This is a genomic window from Streptomyces sp. NPDC058000, from assembly GCF_042886435.1.
In the GTDB taxonomy this organism is placed as follows: domain Bacteria; phylum Actinomycetota; class Actinomycetes; order Streptomycetales; family Streptomycetaceae; genus Streptomyces.
Window position 1 is genome coordinate 102,871 of record NZ_JBHVQS010000011.1, and the last position, 16,385, is coordinate 119,255.

Here is a 16,385-nt window from a genome sequence, read left to right on the forward strand (position 1 = left end):
CTACGTCATCGGCGGCGCCTATCAGCAGCCCGGGGCGAGCGCGTCCAGGGCGGTCGTCACGAACGCCCGTGCCGCCGGGGACAAGCCGGAGCGACGGCTGATCAGCCCGATGCGCAACGTGGTCCGCGGCTCGATGTCCAACACCCGGGCACCGGCCCGCTCGGCCAGGCCGCGCCACGACTCGGCCAGCACCGCCACCCCCACTCCGGCCAGGACGAGGGGGAGCACAGACACCCGGTGCTCGCTCTCGGCGGCGATACTGAAGGCGATCCCGCGCTCCCGCAGCCCGTCCACATACGCCCGCATCCCGGTGCCCCGCTGCCCGACGATCAGCCGTTGACCGGCCAACTCCGCACAGTTCACGGTCCGTTGGCCAAGGAACGGAGCGTCGTCGGTGCCGCCGCGCACCACCAGTACGAAGCGCTGCTCACCGAGGGGATGCGCAACGACGTCCCCCTCCGGCAGCGGGCCCGGAACGGCCAGCAGCCCCAGCTCGGCCGCGCCGGTGCGCACCATGTCCACCACGTCCCGGGAGGCGAAGGCCGCCTTGAGCGCGACAGACACCCCCGGATAGCGCCCGCTGAAGGCGTGCACCATGGTCGTCAGCGGCTCCACCGCCTGCGACGGCATCGACGCCACGTCCAGTCGCCCCTCCCGCAGCTCCTGCACGGCCGCAACGCTGGCCCGTGCCGTCGCCAGACTGCGCACGGCCGCGCGGGCCGGCTCGATCAGCGCCCGCCCCGCTTCGGTGAGCACCGCCCGCCGGCCGATCCGGTGGAACAGGTCGCCGCCCAGGTCGCGCTCAAGCCCCTGGATCGCCTGGGACAGCGACGGCTGGGACACGTACAGCGCGGATGCCGCCCGGGTGAAACCGCCGTGGTCCACGATGGCGAGGAAGTACTCCAACTGTCGGATGTCCATGCTGGGCATTCTCACGCGTCCCGCGACAACCAACCCGGCGGGGCGACCGGCATCCATCGACGGTCCCGGACGTCCGCAGGCAGGCGCCGCGCCCTGGCGTGCCGGCGGCCGTCGGGCGGCCGTGCGCTCAGGAGGCCGTCGGTACCACCGCCCACGCCTCGACCTCGGCCCGGAACGCGGGGTTGACCAGACCGGCGACCTTGACCAACGAACAGGCCGCCGGGCGTGCGGCGTCCTGATACTGGTCCCGGACGCGCCGGAACGTGTCGAGGTCCGCGAGGTCGGTCAGATACACCGTCAGCTTGACCACGTGGTCGAGGTCGGAGCCCGCTGCCTTCAGAGCGGTGGCCAGGTTCGCGTAGATCTGGTGTATCTGGGCTTCGGCGTCCCCCTCACCGACCAGTTGGCCGGCCTGGTCCAGGGGGATCTGGCCGGAGACCACGACCATCGGCCCGGTGAAGGCCACCGCGTGGCTGTAGCCGTTGACCGGCGGTGCGCCCTCGGGCCGGATGAAGTGCTGCATCATGACTCCTCGTTCTCGTCACCGAAGGCGCCGGAAGCCCCGGAGGTGGGGAAGTTCCGGTGGCTCCGGAGGTTCCGGGGTCTCCGGAAGTCTCGTTGTCCGGCTGGTTCCTACCGTGCCGGGGGTCCGGTCTCGCCGGGCAGTGACAGGCTGCCGAGGTGGGTCACCAGCACGTCGCCGCAGGTCTGTGGATCGAGGGCTTCGGGGTGCAGGACGGCGCTGAGACAGAGTCCGTCCAGCAGCGCCGTCAGCCGCTCGGTCTCGATGGTGAGATAGAGGTCGGGACGCAGGGTGCCCGAGGCGTCGAGCCGGGCGAGCACGCCGCGCACCAGTCGTCTGGTGCCTCGGGCGGCCTTGCGTGACAGGTCGCCGAACGCCGGGTTGGTACGGGCGGCGGCGTTGAAGTCCAGGAAGACGGTGACCTCGGCGCGACGGTTCTCGTCGAGGGGCAGGAGCTCGGCCAGGAGTTCGGCGGCGAGCCGGAGTTGTTCCGTACGGGGGTGGCGGCTGAGGTCGTCGATCCGCTTGAGGTGCGCGAGCAGGCGGCTGCTGACGCGGTCGATCATCGACTCCATCGCGAACTGCATCAGGTCGTGCTGACTGGCGAAGTAGTGCCGCAGGGAGCCGATGTTGAGTTCCGCCTCGGCGGCGACGGCGCGCAGTGAGGTGCGTTGCAGACCGTCCCGGACGACGACGCGGAACAGTGCGTCGACCACGAGCCGTCGGCGGGCCTCCGGATCCACGTGCTTGGGCATGGCACCGTTCTATCACACCTGTGATACAACGGAAGGGCAAGGAAATATCACAGGTGTGACAGAACGGGTGGAGGCTTTTTCGTGGAGACTTACCTCAATCTCATGCTCGTCAGGTTCGGTGTGATCGTGGGCGGCTTGGTGGTGCTGGCACTGCTGGTCTTCGCCGTCGCGCTGGCCCTCAAGCGCCGCGGGCGGCTCGACGACGTGCGTCGGTACACCGATCCCGCGGTGCGGGCCGGACTGCGTGCTGCCGCCCGACGGTTCGAGGACGGCGGGAGGCGCGGTACGTCCGGGTCGCGGCGACGGGACGGCTGGCGATGACCGGCCTCGCCGCGGGGTCGTCCGACCTCCTTGAGCACCTGCTGCTGGACCGCGCCATCAAGATCGCCATCGTGATCGCGGCCCTCGGCGTCCTGGCGTGCGGGATGACGCTGCTCTGGCGGAAGGTCGGGCGAACGAAGGACCGGCACGACTGAGCCGCAAGGCGGCGCCGGAGGGCTGGTGTTGAACGACCGGCTGCGAGCCGGGCCGAATCGGCCCTACGGAAAGGGAAGGCCGGCAGCCGCCGTCCGCCGCCTCGTCACCACCCCTACTCCGGGTCGGTCAGTGCGGCGGCGGTGGCGCGGGCGAAGGCGTCCGGGTTGTCCAGCATGATGTTGTGGCCGCAGTCCGGGATCGGGACCACGGCCACCCCGGCCTCGATGAGTGCGGCGGCGCCGGGGAGCGGGCCGTCGGCCGCCGGCAGCAGGTAGGTGCGCGGAATCCTCAGGTCCAGCAGGAGTTCACGCATGGTGGGAACGGTGCCGCGGACGAGGTTGACCGCGCTGCGGTGCAGGGCCTCGCGGCCGGCCAGGCGCATGGTGGACCACCAGTGCGGGCCGACCCGGTCGCGCACCTCTTCCCAACCGCCGGCGAGGAACTCCGGCTCGGAGTAGCTGGCGATGCCGCTGCTGCCGCCCGCACCGGGGCGGCGCGGAATCGGGTCCAGGTTGGCGTCGATCAGCACCAGCCGGGAGACCAACCGCGGGTGCCGGGCGGCCAGGACGATGGCCACCGAGCCGCCCATGCTGTGGGCGATCAACTGCGCACCGGTGACCCCGGCCGCGGTCAGTGCGTCGGCGAGGGCGTCGGCGTGGGCCTCCAGGGTGTAGTCGAACTCCGTCGGGCGGTCGCTGATGCCGTGACCGAGCAGGTCGATCAACAGGGAGCGGTGACCGGTCAGCAGCGGGTGGACGGCGCTCTCCGCGAAGTAGGCGGGGGAGGTGGCTCCCAGGCCGTGCAGATAGACGCGGGCCGGCTCCTGACCCGGCAGTTCGACCCAGCGGATCTGGTCACCATCGGTTGTCGCTACGGCGTTGCGCACGGCCGGCCCCCTGGAATCACGATGAACGGAGGACGAGGGTAACTGCCGGCCCGCGGCGCCGTGCTGGCAACCCCGCGCGGACGCTCCCCGCCCCCGCAGGCGGGCCCGGTCCGCGCGGAATGCGTGGTCGGTCATGCCGGCGCACCGGCGTCACCCGGGGCGGCGGCGGTGCGCTGAGGGCTGCGTCGGGGGCGCAGGATCCCGGCCGTGGTTGCGGCCACGATGCAGAACGCCACAGGCAGGAGGAGGGTGAGGTTGAGCGGTACGACGTGGGTCAGGGGGCCGATGACGGCGGGGCCGGCGAGCATGCCGAGGTAGCCGAGGCCGGCGACCCGGGAGACGTTGGCGCCGGCGTTGTCGGGGTCGGTGTGGCCGGCGGCGCTGAAGAGTTGAGGGACGCAACCGGACAGTCCGGCGCCGAACACCGCCCAGCCGGCCAGGGCCAGAGGGATCCAGGGCGAGAGGGCCGCCGCGGCGAGACCGGCGGCGGCGGTGGCGGCGCCGTAGCGGAGGATCGCCACCGGGCCGAGGCGGGCGGCCGCCCGGTCGGCCAGCAGGCGGCCGAGGGTCATGGTGGTGGCGAACGCCCCGTAGGCGAGGGCGGCGGTGGCGGCGGGCGCGTCCAGGACGGTGCGGAGGTGGAGCGCGCTCCAGTCGTTGGCCACGCCCTCGCAGAGCATGATCATCAGGGCGAGGGTGGCCAGGACCCAGATGTGGCGAGGAGTGCCGCGCCGGGCGCGTACCGAGCTGGTGGCGGCATCCGGGGCGGTGGCGCCCGGGGGCGCCGCGACGGGGACGCGGGTCGGCCGACGGGTCGCCGGCAGCAGCGCCGGAGCGGCCAGCGCGGCGACGGCCAGGCCCAGGAGGGCCACCGCACCGAGGGCCACCGCCGGGCTCCAGCCCAGGGCGAGGGTGCGCGCGCCCACCAGCGCGGCCAGTACGCCACCGATGGAGAAGGTGGCGTGGAAGGCGGACATGACGGGCCGCCGGTAGCCGCTTTCGACCTGGACGGCGTGGGCGTTCATGCTGACGTCCAGGCAGCCGTTGCCGAGCCCGAGCAGCAGCAGCGCCGCCCCCAACGCCCAGGCATGCGTGGCCAGTCCGGGCAGGACCAGGGTGAGGCTGCACAGCGCCGCACTGAGCGGTACGACGGTGCGGGCGCCGAAGCGGTCGGTGAGCGGCCCGACGATCTGCATGCCGACGAAGGCGCCCGCACCGAGCAGCAGCAGGAGCCAGCCGAGCACGGCATGGCTGATCCCCACCCGGTGCTCGATGCTCGGGATGTGGACGATCCACATTCCCATCAGAAAGCCGTTGAGGACGAAGTAGGCGAAGGTCGCCGCCCGCCCGGCCCGCAGCCGGGTCCCCGGTGGTGTGCTCGGTCGCGTCTCCGGTCGTGTCCGTGTCTCCATGCAGCAAACATAACGAACAAAGTAAATGTGCGAAAGATTGCCTTCCGAACATGCTTGATGTTCAATCTGGGTATGTCTGGTACCGAACGACTGAGGCGGATCACCGAGGCCGTACGTGAGGCGGGGCGCATCGGCGTCGCCGAACTGGCCGAGTTGACCGGTGCCTCGGAGATGACCATCCGTCGCGACCTGGAGACGCTGGCCGCCCAGGGCGTCATCGAGCGCTACCGCGGGGGAGCCAGGAGTCTGCTACTGCGAGGCGTGGAGCCCCCCTTCGCGTTGCGTGCCCAGGAAGGACTGGAGGCCAAGCGGCGGATCGCCGCCGAGGTCGCCGGACTGATCGCCGATGGCGAGTCGGTCGTCCTCGACAGCGGGACCACCTGCCTGGAAGTGGCCCGCGCACTGGCCCACCGCCGGCTGACCGTCATGCCGCTCTCCCTGCACGCCGTCAACGCCCTGGCCGACGGCCCGCACCTCACCCTGCTGGTGCCGGGCGGCCGACCCCGGCCGGGCGAACTCGCGCTGACCGGCCCGCTGACCGAGGCGTCACTGACCGCCCTGCGCTTCGACACCGCCGTCCTCGGCTGCTGCGGCCTCACCGCGGAGCACGGCCTGACCGCCTACGACCTGGACGACGCCGCCATCAAGCGCACCGCGATCGGCTGCGCCCGCCGCGTCATCGCCGTCGCCGAAGCCGACAAACTCTCCCGCACCGCCCTCGCCCACGTCGCCCCCGCCGCCGCCCTGCACGCCGTCGTCACCGACGCCGCCCCGGACGACCGCACGGACCGGCTGACCGCGGCGGGCGTGACCGTTCGGACGGTGTGACCGATGACGCCCGGCACCGTCCTCTTCGACCTCTTCGGCGTCCTCGCCCGCCAGCAGTCCACCGACGGCCGACAGCGCCTGGTCCGCACGGCTGGCGTGCCCGCCCCGGATTTCTGGGACGCCTACTGGGCGGTGCGCCCGCCCTACGACCGCGGTGAGACCGACGGGCCCGGCTACTGGCGACAGGTCGCCGACCGCCTCGGTACCCGCTTCGACGTCCCGCGGACCGCCGCCCTGATCGCCGTCGACATCGCGAGCTGGAGCGCCGTCGACGAGACCACGGTCGCCCTGGTTGCGGAGTTGGCGGCGCGCGGCCGGCGCATCGGCCTGCTCTCCAACATCCCCGAGGAACTGGCCCGCCACTACGCATCCCACCACGCCTGGCTCGGCCACTTCGACGTGTGCGCCTTCTCCTGCCGCATCGGCCACGCCAAACCCGAACCGGCCGCCTACCACTGGTGTCAGCGGGCACTGTCCGATCCGCCGCACCGCATCCTCTTCGTCGACGACCGCCAGGAGAACGTCCGCGCCGCCGAAGCGACCGGGATGCGCGGGCACCTCTTCACCACCCCGGCCCGACTGCGGGACTGCCTCGACCGGTGGGACGCCGGGGCGGCGAAGGGATGACGCGAAGGGGCGGGGCCGGTACGCCGCGGACCCGGCCGTGATCCAGCGGGGCGGCCCTAGTCCGGTGTCTCGCCCCGGTCGGCGCCCCGCCCGGCGGCCCAGCCGGCGGCATCCGGGCGGGCGGACCGCTGGGTGAGGAGCTCGGTGATCAGGGCGAGCGGGGGCCAGTTCAGGCGGCCGTGGCGGGCGACGGCGTAGGCGCGCAGCACCGCGTCGGGAGCGGTCAGCGGGACGAGGCGCACGTCGGGGAAGGTGGGGATGCCGGCCGGCAGCAGTCCCACGCCGAGGCCCGCGGTGATCATGCCCTGCACCAGATCGAGGTTGTCGGCCCGGTGGGTGATGCGCGGGGTGAAGCCCGCCATGGAAGCGAGCGTGCGGATGACGGTCTCGTCGGCCGTGTTGCGGGAGTTGACGATCCAGTCGTGGGCGGCGAAGCGGGCGAAGACCTCGACCGTCGTCCCGCCGTCGGTCGCGTCCTGCGCGGGGACGCCCAGGCCCCAGGGGGCGGTCCACAGCGCCGTGGCGCGCACTGCGGGGTCGAAGGTGGCGGGCGCCAGGTTGTAGTCGTAGGTGAGCGCCAGGTCCGTCTCGTCCGCGGCCAGCAGCGACAGCGCCTCGGCGGGCTCGTGTTCGCGGATGAGGAGGTGCACCCGCGGATGGCTGGTGGCCAGCTCGGTGACCAGGGGCAGCAGGTGGGCGCGGATGGCGGTGGCGAATCCGGCGGTGCGCAGGGTGCCGTTGGGTTCCGCGCCGGGGGTGAGGTCGAGGTGGGCGGCCTCCACGGCGCCCAGGATGGTCACGGCGTGTTCGGTCAGGCGGCGGCCGGCCGGGGTGAGGCGGACCCGGCGGCCGTGCGGTTCGATCAGGGCGGCGCCCGTCTCGCGGGCGAGCACGGCGATCTGCTGGGAGACGGTGGAGGTCGTGGTGCCGGTCGCCTCGGCGACCGCGCGCATCGACCCCAGCCGGGAGAGTTCCACCAGCAGTTGCAGTCGGCGTGTTTCCATTCCCTCATTGTTCGGGATTCCCGAACGGAATGTCCATGATCGGCACGTGGACACGAACGATGCCCAGGGCATCTACTGACCCCATGAGTGCGTTCGACCCCCAGCGCCCCCAGGGCCGTCCCCTGCCCCGCCTCCATACCGCCACCCGCGGCCGACTGCGCCCCGGCGGTGCCGAGACCGGCTTCCTGATGGCGGTCGCCTCGATGACCTCCGTCCAACTGGGTCTGGCCCTGGCCGTCCCGCTGTTCGGACAGCTCGGCGCGGTGGGCACGGCGGGGCTGCGACTGGCGTGGGGCGGACTTCTCCTGCTGGTCCTCATACGCCCCCGCCTCCGCGACTTCACCCGGCAGGACCTGCTCGCCTGCACCGTGCTGGGGGCGGCGACCGCCGGCATGATGCTGTTCTTCATGCTCGCCGTCGCACATCTGCCGCTGGGCACCGCGAGCGCACTGGAATTCCTCGGCCCGTTGGCCGTCTCCCTGTACGGACCGGGCGGCGGACGGAAACTGTGGACGGCCCTGGCCGCGCTCGGCGTGCTGCTGCTGACCGAGCCCTGGCACGGCGGCCTGGACGTGGTCGGCCTGGCCTGCGCGCTGGCCGCCGCGGGCTGTTGGGCCGTCTACATCCTGCTGACCCAGCGCGTCGGCGACCGGGTCACCGGACTCAGCGGTCTCGCCGTCTCCATGCCCGTCGCCGGCCTGATCGGCACGCTGATCGCCGCCCCCGGTCTGTGGGGGCACCTGACCTGGCAGGCGGTCGGGATCATGCTGGTGCTGGCCGCGGTGAGCCCCGTACTGCCCTTCGCCCTCGAATTCCTCGCCCTGCGCCGCCTGACCACCGCCGCCTTCGGCACGCTGATGAGCCTGGAACCCGCCATCGCGCTCGTGATCGGGCTGCTCGTGCTCGGCCAGACGCCGGGCCTGGCGTCCGCGGCCGGCGTGGTCCTCGTCGTCAGCGCGGGGGTCGGCGCCACCCGGACCGGCGCCCGCACGCCGGCCGCGTCCTCCGAGGCCGGCGCACCCGAGCCGCGGCCCTGCGCCGCGGAAACGGTCTGAGGGGCCCGGGCGCGAACGGGCCGACCCCGTGGACCGCGGCGGTTCGTCATCGCGCCGGCGGCCACTCAGCCCAACGGCTTCGTGACCTCGCCGCGAATCCTGCCGGCGGCGTCCGCGAACGCCTGGAGGTCCACCGACCGCGGGTCCTTCGCCAGGTCGGCGGCGTCCGTCCGGGCCAGGTTCACGCTCGTACGGGAGTCCGCCCAGACACAGAACGCCAGAGTGATCTTCTGGCCCATCTCCTCGCGCACATCCACCCCGCAGGTCACCGGGGCGCCGCCACCACTGGGCGTGAACTCCTTCTCCGGCACCGCGACCTGGGTCCCGGCGTCGTCCTTCATGCCGCGGATGGAGTGGTCGACGGTCGTCCGCGGGTCGTCGATCGTGCCGTAGAGCCCCACCATCACCAGTGACATGGTCCCGCTGGTGTACTGCCCGCCCACGGAGGTGATGCCGTGCTCGTTGGCGCCGTCCCGGGGGACGGAGGCGCCGGCCTGCTGGGAGATGTCCTTGGTGAGGGTGTAGGTGCCGCCCGCCAGTGTCTGCGGCACCGTGATCCGGTACTTCGGTCCGGACGTGGCGCCGGTGCCGCCGGTACCGCCCCCGCCCCCGCCGCCGCCGCCGAAGGCCAGCGCGGACGCGATACCGCCGATCACGAGGACGCCCGCGACCGCCCCGATGATGCCCCAGACCTTCCCGGTGTTGCGCCGGGGCGGGACCGGCGGGGGCATGCCCGGCCCCGGGTAGCCGTACAGGGCCTGCGGTGCCCCTCCGTAGGGCGCCTGCGGGGCGCCGTAGGGGCCGGGCTGACCGTAGGGGACCGCGCCCGGCGCCGGGGGACCGCCGGGTATCTGCGGCGGGGGACCGGCCGGCGGTCCGGGGTACGGGCTACCGCCGGGTGCGCCGTATCCGGGCGTGCCGTCGAAATCCTGGGGCGAGGGCTGAGGTGTCGTCACCTGCGTACCTTACCCAGCGTCACCTTCCCGGTGATCATGGCCGGATTCCGCCGGGGAATCCGTCGTGGCCGGCGTCCCCTGGACCGCCCGGCGGAGCAGGGCTAGGAACTGCTCGCGTTCCTCGGGGGAGAAGTCGGCCAGGACTCGCCCGTTCACCGTGAGGACCGCGGGGGGCGAGGTCGGGCGCCCCACGGCGTCACCACCGACTTCCGCCACGCGTATCCCGCCGCGCTCCAACAGAAAGCGCTCGACAACTGGGCCGCCGACGGCTTCGCCACGCCGGGATGCCCGGCTCGTCGAGGGGCCGACGACCCACGCCGTCCGGCGCCTCGAAGCCCTCCGGACCGTCCCGCTCAGGGGAAGCGCAGTACGGGCTTGATGACCTCGCCCGCGGCCGCGGCCCGGGCGGCATCCTCGATCTCGTGGAACGGGAACTCGGTGATGATCTCGTCGAGCGGGAGGACGCCCTCGCGGTACAGGGCGATGAGGCGGGGGAGGAACGCCGCGGGTGCCGCGTCCCCTTCGATGACGCCGCGGATCCGGATGCCCTTCGTCAGCACCGTCATGATGTCGAATTCGGCGCGGCCGCCGACCCCGACCAGGGCCAGCGTGCCGCGCTGGGCGAGCGCCGCGATGGCCTGGGAGATCACCCCCGACTGCCCGGTGGTGTCGATGGCGAAGCGGGCGCCGCCCTCGGCGTGGTCGCGGACCGCGGCCCCGACATCCGCCACGGCGGTGGGATCGACGGCCGCCACGGCACCGAACTTCAGGGCCTTGGCGCGCCGGGCCGCCAGCGGATCGACGGCGATGACCCGGCAGCCCCGGGCGACCGCGGTCATGACGGAGGTGAGCCCGACACTGCCCGCACCGAAGACCGCGACCGACGATCCCCGCGGCGGCCGCAGCACGTTGAGGACCGTGCCGGCCCCGGTCTGTACGCCGCAGCCGAGCGGCGCCGCAACGGCCGGCGGGAGGTCCGCGGGCACCTTGACGACGTTGCTGGTGTGCGCGAGGGCGTACGTGGCGAAGGAGGACTGGCCGAAGAAGCTGCCGTAGACAGTGCTCCCGTCCCCGGCGCGGGACAGCGGACTGGTGCCGTCGGGCCGGGTGCCGCTGGCGTTGAGGGCGAAGATGCCCGTCTCGCAGTAGGCGGGGTGGCCCGCCGTGCACTGGCCGCAGGTGGTGCAACTGCGGTAGCTCAGACACACGTTGTCACCCGGCCGCACGCTGGTCACCCCGTCACCCACCGCCGCCACGACACCGGCGCCTTCGTGGCCGAAGACCATCGGGCTGAGCTGCTGCGGCCACTTCTGCCGGCTGCTGAGGTCGGTGTGGCAGATACCGGCCGCCACGATTCTGACCAGGACCTCGTCGGACCGGGGCGCGTCGATGACGAGGTCGTCGCGAAGGGTGAAGGGTCCGCCGGGGGCTTCCACGACGGCTGCCTGGATACGCATCAATTCCTGTGACTTTCGGGAGGGTTGACTGTCAGTGGTGGGGGTGGGGGTGGGGGTGGGGGTGGGGGTGGGAGTGGGGCGGCCGGTCCGACGGTGGGTCGGCGGGTGCGGTGGTGCGGCCCCGCACCTTACCCAACCAGGGGCCGGCAGACTGGCGTTAGAGCCTGGCCGACGGGTCGGGGTCGGACAGGCCCTGGTCCGGTGCGAGGGCTTTGAGTGCGACGGCTTTGAGCCAGTCTCCGACGGTCACGACGTCTGCCCACAGCGGGAACAGCTTTTCGGTGAGGGTCCGGTGCACCTCGGGGTCGGTGTCGAGGCAGACATCCGCCAGGACGGTGAGGTCGAAGTCCAGGTCGTTGGCCTGGCACAGGGTGTACAGGACGACACCGCTGGTGGCGATGCCAGCGAGCACGAGGCTGTCGATACCACGGGACCTGAGCACCAGGTCGAGATCGCTGCCCGAGAACGCGCTGCCCCGCCGCTTGGTGACCACGATGTCGCCCTGCTGGGGCGCGATGTCGTCGTGGATCTCGGTACCGGGGGCTCCCTCGGCGAACAGTCCGTCCCGCACCGCCGCGGTGAGCACCTTGTTGGCAGGGCTGACGTCCGGCTGGCCCGGGCGTAGCCCGATGACCACGTAGATCACGGGGATCTTGGCCGCCCGGGCGCCGTCGATCGCTCTGCGCAGGCGCAGCAGATATCCGGAGCCGTCGTCCGCGATGGCCATGATGTCCCGTTGGACGTCCATCACGAGGAGGGCGCTGTTCGCCATGGTCGCCGTCCCTTCTTCAGTGGGGCACGGGAGCGAGTCTCCGGAGTCAGCCGGGCTGCGGTGGGGGTGGCCACTGCACTGCCGTGCCAGGGGCAAAGATGTCCAGCACACCATGCTCGGCATCGGCCGCCCGCACAACTTCCGGCGTCAGGCGGCCGGCCGGAAGGCGAGCACCGTGGTGTGGCCGCCGAAGCCCAGGGAGTTGCTGAGGGCGAGGCGGACGGTCTGGGGGCGGGGGCAACCGGTGACCAGGTCGAGGGCGGGGGAGTCGGGGTCGCGGTGGTGGAAGTTGGCGGTGGGCGGGACGAGTTGGTGTTTGACGGTCAGTGCGGTGAGCGCGGCCTCGATCGCGCCGGCGGCGCCCATGGTGTGGCCCAGGACGCCCTTGGTCGAGGTCACCGAGGGCGGTGCGGCACTGAAGAGACGGTCCAGAGTGGCGGCTTCTGACCGGTCGTTGAGGGGGGTGCTGGTTCCGTGGGCGTTGACGTGGGCGACGTCGGCCGGGGTGGCGCCGGCGCAGCGCAGCGCCTCCTGCGTGGCCAGGCGCAGGCCCCGGCCCTCCGGGTCGGGGACCACCGGGTGGTGGGCGTCGGCGGACATGCCGTAGCCGGCTAGGCGGGCCTGGACCGGTGCCCGGCGGGCGGCGGCGTCCGCGGCGCGTTCCAGTACGAGCACGCCCGCGCCCTCGGCGAGCACGAAGCCGTCCCGGTCCGCGTCGAAGGGGCGGGAGGCGTGGGCGGGGGCGCCGTGGCGGCGGGACAGGGCGCCCATGCGCGCGAACGCGGTGGCGCAGAGCGGGGTGACCATGGCGTCGGTGCCGCCGGCCACGGCGATGTCGCAGGCACCCGCGGACAGGAGCAGCGCGGCCAGCGCCACCGCGGCGGCGCCCGATGCGCAGGCCGTCGCGGTGTGCAGGACCGGACCCCGGGCGCCGAGGGCGATGGCCAGCTGCCCCGCGCCCATGTTGGGCAGGAACGCGGGGAGGGTGAGGGGGGAGACGGCTCGGGGGCCGCCTTCGGTGAGTTTGCGGTGTTGCTGCTCGTAGGTGCCCACGCCGCCGGCCGCCGAACCCAGGATCACCGCGACGCGGGCGGCGTCCCAGGCGGCCGGGTCCAGTCCGGCGGCGGCGACCGCCTCGTGGGCGGCGGCCAGCGCGAACTGGGTGCACCGGTCGTGCTGCCAGGGCCGGGCCCCCGGTACCTGCGTGCGCGGGTCGAAGCCGGGGACGCGGCAGGAGAATCCGACCGGCAGGCCGGCCAGTTCGGGGTCCGGTGCCGCGGTGCCCCGCCCGGCGCAGACCCCCTCCCAGGTTTCCGCGGTGCCGGAACCGGCCGGGGTGACCAGGCCGATTCCGGTGACCGCGAGACCCGCGTCGTCGCTTGGGACGCTCACCGCGGGGCTCCTCCCCGGTCGGCGGCGGCGCCCGCGCCGGACAGCTGTGCCGTCACGGCCTGCGCCACCTGCTCCAGGGTCAATTCGGCGGCGGAGTCGTCCTCCTCCAGCGGGATGCCCCAGTGTTCCTGGAGGGTGACGTAGAGCTCGACGACGGCGAGGGAGTCGAGTTCCAGCGCGGCGAGGGTGCTGTCGGGGCGGATTTCCTTGGCGTCGACCTCGAACTTGTCGGTGAGGACGGTCACGAGGTGGTCGTAGACAGGGGCCATGAGTTCCTCCGGTGCGTGGGACGGGTGGTGGAGCTGGTGCTGTGGGGTTCCGGGGGGTGGACGCGGGGCCGGACGGCCGGCCAGGTCAGGGTGGCGGAGGCCCAGGTGAGTCCGCCGCCGAACGCGGTCAGCAGGGTGGGGGTTCCGGGGCGGATCTGACGGTGGGCGGCGGTGTCGGCGAGGGCCAGCGGGATGGACGCGGCGGCGGTGTTGCCGACGTCGCGGAGGTTGCCGAAGCAGTGGCGGGGCGGGATGCCGACCCGGTCCGCGACCGAGTCGAGGATCCGCTGGTTGGCCTGGTGGCCGATGAACGCCCCGACCGCGGCGGGCGGCCAGCCGGACTTCGCCAGGACGGCGCGCGAGGACTCGGTCATCCGGCGCACCGCCTGCCCGTACACCTCGCGGCCGCGCATCCGGAAGTAGTGGTCGTCGCGGCACAGTCGGCGCCCCGGGTCGGGCAGTCGGGCACCGCCGGCGGCGATCGCGATGAGGTCGCTGCCGGAGCCGTCGGAGCCCCAGTCGGTACCGGCGATGGCGCCGGGCTCGGCCCGGTTCCCGGCGCGCAGCAGCACCGCACCGGCGCCGTCGCCGAAGATCACCGCGGTGTCCCGGTCCAGGGGGTCGATGATGCGGGAGTAGGTCTCGGCGCCGATCACCAGGGGCCGGGTGCAGACGCCGGTGCGGATCAGCGCGGTGGCGACGGTGAGGCCGTAGAGGAAACCGGAGCACACCGCTGCCAGGTCGAACGCGGGCACGGTGCCCAGGCCCAGGCGGTGGGCGACCTCCGGTGCGGTCGCCGGGCAGCGCCGGTCGGGGGTGGTGGTGGCGACCAGCACCAGGTCCGCCCGGGCCTGCGCGGACTCCTGGGCGGCCCGGCCGGCGGCCACCGCGAGGTCGCCGGTGCTGGTGTCGTCCTCGGCGGCCCGGCGTCGGGCGATGCCGGTGCGGGAGCGGATCCACTCGTCGCTGGTGTCCAGGACGCCGCGGCGTCGGACGTCTTCGTTGGTCAGCACCCGCGGTGGTAGGCAGCTGCCGATGCCGTCGATCACGGCGGTGGGGCTCACCGTTGTCATGGCGGTATCCCTCGATTCGCGGGGAGGTCAGGCGGTGAAGGGGGACGGGGGTTTGGGGATGCCGGCCAGTCCGCCGTCGGGTACGGAGGCACCGCCGTCGAGCACCAGGGCCTGCCCGGTCAGGTACGAAGCGGCGGGGGAGGCGAGGAACAGCGCGGCGTGGGCGATCTCTGCCGGTTCCGCCCAGCGGCCCAACGGGACGTGCGCCATCAGCCACTCCGACAGCGGCGCCAGGGAATACGCGAAGGCCGTCATGTCGGTGCGGGTCCAGCCCGGGCACAGCGCGTTGACCCGGATGCCGTCGCGCGCCCAGCCCACCGCCAGACTGCGGGCGAGTGCGATCTGCGCCGCCTTGGAAGCGCCGTACGCCTCCATCCGCGGGGTACCGACGACCCCGGCCAGCGAGGACACCAGCACCACACTGCCCCGGGACGAGCCGGTCAGGTGGCGGTGGGCGCGCCGGCACAGCGCCGCGGTCGCGTTGAGGTTGACCGACAGGACGTGGTCCCAGTCGGCCTGTGCGGAGTCCTGGAGGGGCACCAGGGTGGGGGTGCCGTCGTCCTGGGCGGGCAGCACGCCCGCGTTGTGGACGATCACGTCGAGCCCGCCGAGCGCGGCCGCCGCCTCGTCCACCACCGCCTCGGCGGCGCCCGGTTCGGCGAGGTCGCCGGGGACCAGCACCGCGGTGCGGCCCTCGTCCTCCACCAGCGCGGCGGTCTCCTTGAGCGCGCCCGAACTCCGTGCGGAAAGCGCCAGATCGGCGCCGGCCCGGGCGAGGGCCACCGCGGTGGCCTTGCCGATACCGCGGGAGGCGCCGGTGACCAGGGCCCGTGCTCCGTCGAGCCGGAACGGGTCGTGCGGGGTCGTCATGAGGAACTCCTTTGCAACGTGGGAGCGGAGGCGGGGGAACGGGTGGGGGAGGCGGTGGCGTGCGGTACTCGGGTGGGTGCGATGCGGATGGTGGGCGCTCCGGTCCAGGTCAGCAGGGCGCTGCCCCAGGTCACGCCGGCGCCGAAGACGGCCAGCAGGATCCGGCCGCCGCGCGGCAGCAGCCCGCGGGCGGCGGCGCCGGCCAGTGCGTACGGGGCGCTCGCGGCGCCGATGTTGCCGACCTCGTCGCCGACGATGACCAGCCGCCCGGGTGGGATGCCGATCCGTTCGCCGAGGCTGCGCAGCAGGACCGGGTTGGGCTGATGGGTGATGAACGCGTCGATGTCCTGGAGCCGCAGGTCGTTGGCGGCCAGGCACTCCCGGACGAGCCGGGGGAAGATCTCGACGATGAAGTCCCGTACCGCACGGCCGTCCATGTGGATGTGGTGCCGGTGTTCGCCGAGTGTGGCGGGGCTGGCCGGGATGCGGCTGCCGCCGGCCGGGATCAGGACGTGGTGCGCGCCGGTACCGTCCGAGCCGAGGCGGAAGTCGGTGAATCCGGCGCCGTCCGGGACGGGGCCCAGCACCGCGGCCGCCGCCCCGTCGGCGAAGAGCACCGCGGTGCCCCGGTCGGTCGGATCGACGAACTTGGAGTACGCCTCGACGCCGACCACCACCGCGTACCGTGCGCCGCCGTTCCCCCGCAACCAGTCGTGCGCCACCCGCGCCGCGAACAGCCAGCCGGCGCAGGCCGCGCTGACGTCGAGCGCCACCGCGTGCCGGGCGCCGGTCAGCGCCTGGATGCGGCAGGCCGTGGAGGGGCCCAGTTCGTCGGGGGTGGAGGTGGCGGCGATCAGCACGTCGAGCTGGTCGATGTCGATGCCGGCGGCGGCGACCGCGGCCCGGACCGCGGCCGCCGCCAGATCGGACGCGGCCTGGTCGGGACCGGCGACGTGCCGGGTGTGCACGCCGGTGCGCTGGGCGATCCACTCCGGGGTGACGCCGGCCGCTGCCGCGATGTCCTGGTTGGTGCGGGTGCCGCACGGGAGGTAGGTGCCCATGCCCAGCACGCCGATGCGCGACACGGGGGAGGAGTACGGGCTCATGA

19 protein-coding genes are annotated in these 16,385 nt (G+C 73.3%); 5 read left to right on the forward strand and 14 right to left on the reverse strand.

What is annotated here, in order from left to right:
* Window positions 1-21: 21 nt before the first annotated feature.
* The 3 genes from ACFVT2_RS14520 to ACFVT2_RS14530 all read right to left on the reverse strand — a co-directional run bounded on the left by ACFVT2_RS14520 (window position 22) and on the right by ACFVT2_RS14530 (window position 2,199).
* A complete protein-coding gene (locus ACFVT2_RS14520) occupies window positions 22-921 on the reverse strand; it encodes a LysR family transcriptional regulator (protein WP_390016770.1) in 900 nt (299 codons plus the stop codon).
* Between the two features lie 127 nt (window positions 922-1,048).
* A complete protein-coding gene (locus ACFVT2_RS14525) occupies window positions 1,049-1,447 on the reverse strand; it encodes a RidA family protein (protein WP_390016773.1) in 399 nt (132 codons plus the stop codon).
* 107 nt (window positions 1,448-1,554) lie between these two features.
* Window positions 1,555-2,199: a TetR/AcrR family transcriptional regulator gene (locus ACFVT2_RS14530; protein WP_390016775.1), complete on the reverse strand. Its 645-nt coding sequence runs from the start codon at window positions 2,197-2,199 to the stop codon at window positions 1,555-1,557.
* Between the two features lie 81 nt (window positions 2,200-2,280).
* Between ACFVT2_RS14530 and ACFVT2_RS14535 the strand changes: the two genes are divergently transcribed.
* Together ACFVT2_RS14535 and ACFVT2_RS14540 are read left to right on the forward strand one after the other, a co-directional pair.
* Window positions 2,281-2,520 carry a hypothetical protein gene (locus ACFVT2_RS14535; RefSeq protein WP_390016778.1) on the forward strand — a complete coding sequence of 80 codons (240 nt, stop codon included), beginning with the start codon at window positions 2,281-2,283 and terminating at the stop codon, window positions 2,518-2,520.
* Window positions 2,517-2,675 carry a hypothetical protein gene (locus ACFVT2_RS14540; protein ID WP_390016781.1) on the forward strand — a complete coding sequence of 53 codons (159 nt, stop codon included), beginning with the start codon at window positions 2,517-2,519 and terminating at the stop codon, window positions 2,673-2,675. Before ACFVT2_RS14535 ends, ACFVT2_RS14540 begins: the two co-directional genes overlap by 4 nt.
* A 113-nt stretch (window positions 2,676-2,788) precedes the next feature.
* On the opposite strand, the gene ACFVT2_RS14545 is transcribed toward ACFVT2_RS14540, so the two are convergent.
* Together ACFVT2_RS14545 and ACFVT2_RS14550 are read right to left on the reverse strand one after the other, a co-directional pair.
* Window positions 2,789-3,562, reverse strand: coding sequence for an alpha/beta fold hydrolase (locus ACFVT2_RS14545; RefSeq protein ID WP_390016783.1), 774 nt, complete (start codon window positions 3,560-3,562; stop codon window positions 2,789-2,791).
* Window positions 3,563-3,693: 131 nt separating this feature from the next.
* Entirely contained in the window at window positions 3,694-4,974 is a 1,281-nt protein-coding gene (locus ACFVT2_RS14550) for an MFS transporter (RefSeq protein WP_390016787.1), read from the reverse strand.
* 72 nt (window positions 4,975-5,046) lie between these two features.
* Here ACFVT2_RS14550 and ACFVT2_RS14555 point away from each other — a divergent pair, with 72 nt between their 5' ends.
* Window positions 5,047-5,802 (forward strand): DeoR/GlpR family DNA-binding transcription regulator, encoded by a 756-nt coding sequence (locus tag ACFVT2_RS14555; protein ID WP_390016790.1) that lies wholly within the window; start codon window positions 5,047-5,049, stop codon window positions 5,800-5,802.
* 3 nt (window positions 5,803-5,805) lie between these two features.
* On the forward strand, window positions 5,806-6,429 hold the full coding sequence (locus ACFVT2_RS14560) for an HAD family hydrolase (protein ID WP_390016793.1): 624 nt from the start codon (window positions 5,806-5,808) through the stop codon (window positions 6,427-6,429).
* 56 nt (window positions 6,430-6,485) lie between these two features.
* On the opposite strand, the gene ACFVT2_RS14565 is transcribed toward ACFVT2_RS14560, so the two are convergent.
* Window positions 6,486-7,433, reverse strand: a complete 948-nt coding sequence (locus ACFVT2_RS14565; RefSeq protein ID WP_390016796.1) for a LysR family transcriptional regulator — start codon at window positions 7,431-7,433, stop codon at window positions 6,486-6,488.
* A gap of 83 nt (window positions 7,434-7,516) precedes the next feature.
* Between ACFVT2_RS14565 and ACFVT2_RS14570 the strand changes: the two genes are divergently transcribed.
* Complete coding sequence (locus ACFVT2_RS14570; RefSeq protein ID WP_390016798.1) at window positions 7,517-8,488, forward strand: DMT family transporter; 972 nt, start codon at window positions 7,517-7,519, stop codon at window positions 8,486-8,488.
* A 65-nt stretch (window positions 8,489-8,553) separates the two neighbouring features.
* Here the strand turns inward: ACFVT2_RS14570 and ACFVT2_RS14575 are convergent, their stop codons facing one another.
* From ACFVT2_RS14575 to ACFVT2_RS14610, 8 genes are all read right to left on the reverse strand, one after another.
* The gene (locus tag ACFVT2_RS14575) at window positions 8,554-9,444 is read right to left on the reverse strand and encodes a hypothetical protein (RefSeq protein WP_390016801.1); all 891 of its coding nucleotides are present in this window, start codon (window positions 9,442-9,444) and stop codon (window positions 8,554-8,556) included.
* A gap of 353 nt (window positions 9,445-9,797) precedes the next feature.
* The gene (locus ACFVT2_RS14580) at window positions 9,798-10,901 is read right to left on the reverse strand and encodes an NAD(P)-dependent alcohol dehydrogenase (RefSeq protein ID WP_390016803.1); all 1,104 of its coding nucleotides are present in this window, start codon (window positions 10,899-10,901) and stop codon (window positions 9,798-9,800) included.
* A 157-nt stretch (window positions 10,902-11,058) separates the two neighbouring features.
* Window positions 11,059-11,673 (reverse strand): cysteine hydrolase family protein, encoded by a 615-nt coding sequence (locus ACFVT2_RS14585; protein WP_390016805.1) that lies wholly within the window; start codon window positions 11,671-11,673, stop codon window positions 11,059-11,061.
* 147 nt (window positions 11,674-11,820) lie between these two features.
* Window positions 11,821-13,065, reverse strand: a complete 1,245-nt coding sequence (locus tag ACFVT2_RS14590) for a beta-ketoacyl-[acyl-carrier-protein] synthase family protein (RefSeq protein ID WP_390016808.1) — start codon at window positions 13,063-13,065, stop codon at window positions 11,821-11,823.
* Window positions 13,062-13,334, reverse strand: a complete 273-nt coding sequence (locus tag ACFVT2_RS14595) for an acyl carrier protein (RefSeq protein ID WP_390016811.1) — start codon at window positions 13,332-13,334, stop codon at window positions 13,062-13,064. Before ACFVT2_RS14595 ends, ACFVT2_RS14590 begins: the two co-directional genes overlap by 4 nt.
* Window positions 13,307-14,407, reverse strand: coding sequence for a beta-ketoacyl-ACP synthase III (locus ACFVT2_RS14600; RefSeq protein ID WP_390016814.1), 1,101 nt, complete (start codon window positions 14,405-14,407; stop codon window positions 13,307-13,309). Before ACFVT2_RS14600 ends, ACFVT2_RS14595 begins: the two co-directional genes overlap by 28 nt.
* Window positions 14,408-14,434: 27 nt before the next feature.
* Window positions 14,435-15,277 (reverse strand): SDR family NAD(P)-dependent oxidoreductase, encoded by an 843-nt coding sequence (locus ACFVT2_RS14605; RefSeq protein ID WP_390016817.1) that lies wholly within the window; start codon window positions 15,275-15,277, stop codon window positions 14,435-14,437.
* Complete coding sequence (locus tag ACFVT2_RS14610; RefSeq protein ID WP_390016820.1) at window positions 15,274-16,383, reverse strand: 3-oxoacyl-ACP synthase III family protein; 1,110 nt, start codon at window positions 16,381-16,383, stop codon at window positions 15,274-15,276. The genes ACFVT2_RS14605 and ACFVT2_RS14610 overlap by 4 nt, the downstream gene beginning before the upstream one ends.
* Window positions 16,384-16,385: the final 2 nt, after the last annotated feature.

What these genes read in the sequence shown, in the direction of transcription:
- ACFVT2_RS14520 (WP_390016770.1), bottom strand. Translation starts at nt 921, where the DNA reads ATGGACATCCGACAGTTGGAGTACTTCCTCGCCATCGTGGACCACGGC.
- ACFVT2_RS14525 (WP_390016773.1), bottom strand. Translation starts at nt 1,447, where the DNA reads ATGATGCAGCACTTCATCCGGCCCGAGGGCGCACCGCCGGTCAACGGC.
- ACFVT2_RS14530 (WP_390016775.1), bottom strand. Translation starts at nt 2,199, where the DNA reads ATGCCCAAGCACGTGGATCCGGAGGCCCGCCGACGGCTCGTGGTCGAC.
- ACFVT2_RS14540 (WP_390016781.1), top strand. Translation starts at nt 2,517, where the DNA reads ATGACCGGCCTCGCCGCGGGGTCGTCCGACCTCCTTGAGCACCTGCTG.
- ACFVT2_RS14550 (WP_390016787.1), bottom strand. Translation starts at nt 4,974, where the DNA reads ATGGAGACACGGACACGACCGGAGACGCGACCGAGCACACCACCGGGG.
- ACFVT2_RS14555 (WP_390016790.1), top strand. Translation starts at nt 5,047, where the DNA reads ATGTCTGGTACCGAACGACTGAGGCGGATCACCGAGGCCGTACGTGAG.
- ACFVT2_RS14560 (WP_390016793.1), top strand. Translation starts at nt 5,806, where the DNA reads ATGACGCCCGGCACCGTCCTCTTCGACCTCTTCGGCGTCCTCGCCCGC.
- ACFVT2_RS14565 (WP_390016796.1), bottom strand. Translation starts at nt 7,433, where the DNA reads ATGGAAACACGCCGACTGCAACTGCTGGTGGAACTCTCCCGGCTGGGG.
- ACFVT2_RS14570 (WP_390016798.1), top strand. Translation starts at nt 7,517, where the DNA reads ATGAGTGCGTTCGACCCCCAGCGCCCCCAGGGCCGTCCCCTGCCCCGC.
- ACFVT2_RS14580 (WP_390016803.1), bottom strand. Translation starts at nt 10,901, where the DNA reads ATGCGTATCCAGGCAGCCGTCGTGGAAGCCCCCGGCGGACCCTTCACC.
- ACFVT2_RS14585 (WP_390016805.1), bottom strand. Translation starts at nt 11,673, where the DNA reads ATGGCGAACAGCGCCCTCCTCGTGATGGACGTCCAACGGGACATCATG.
- ACFVT2_RS14595 (WP_390016811.1), bottom strand. Translation starts at nt 13,334, where the DNA reads ATGGCCCCTGTCTACGACCACCTCGTGACCGTCCTCACCGACAAGTTC.
- ACFVT2_RS14600 (WP_390016814.1), bottom strand. Translation starts at nt 14,407, where the DNA reads ATGACAACGGTGAGCCCCACCGCCGTGATCGACGGCATCGGCAGCTGC.
- ACFVT2_RS14605 (WP_390016817.1), bottom strand. Translation starts at nt 15,277, where the DNA reads ATGACGACCCCGCACGACCCGTTCCGGCTCGACGGAGCACGGGCCCTG.
- ACFVT2_RS14610 (WP_390016820.1), bottom strand. Translation starts at nt 16,383, where the DNA reads ATGAGCCCGTACTCCTCCCCCGTGTCGCGCATCGGCGTGCTGGGCATG.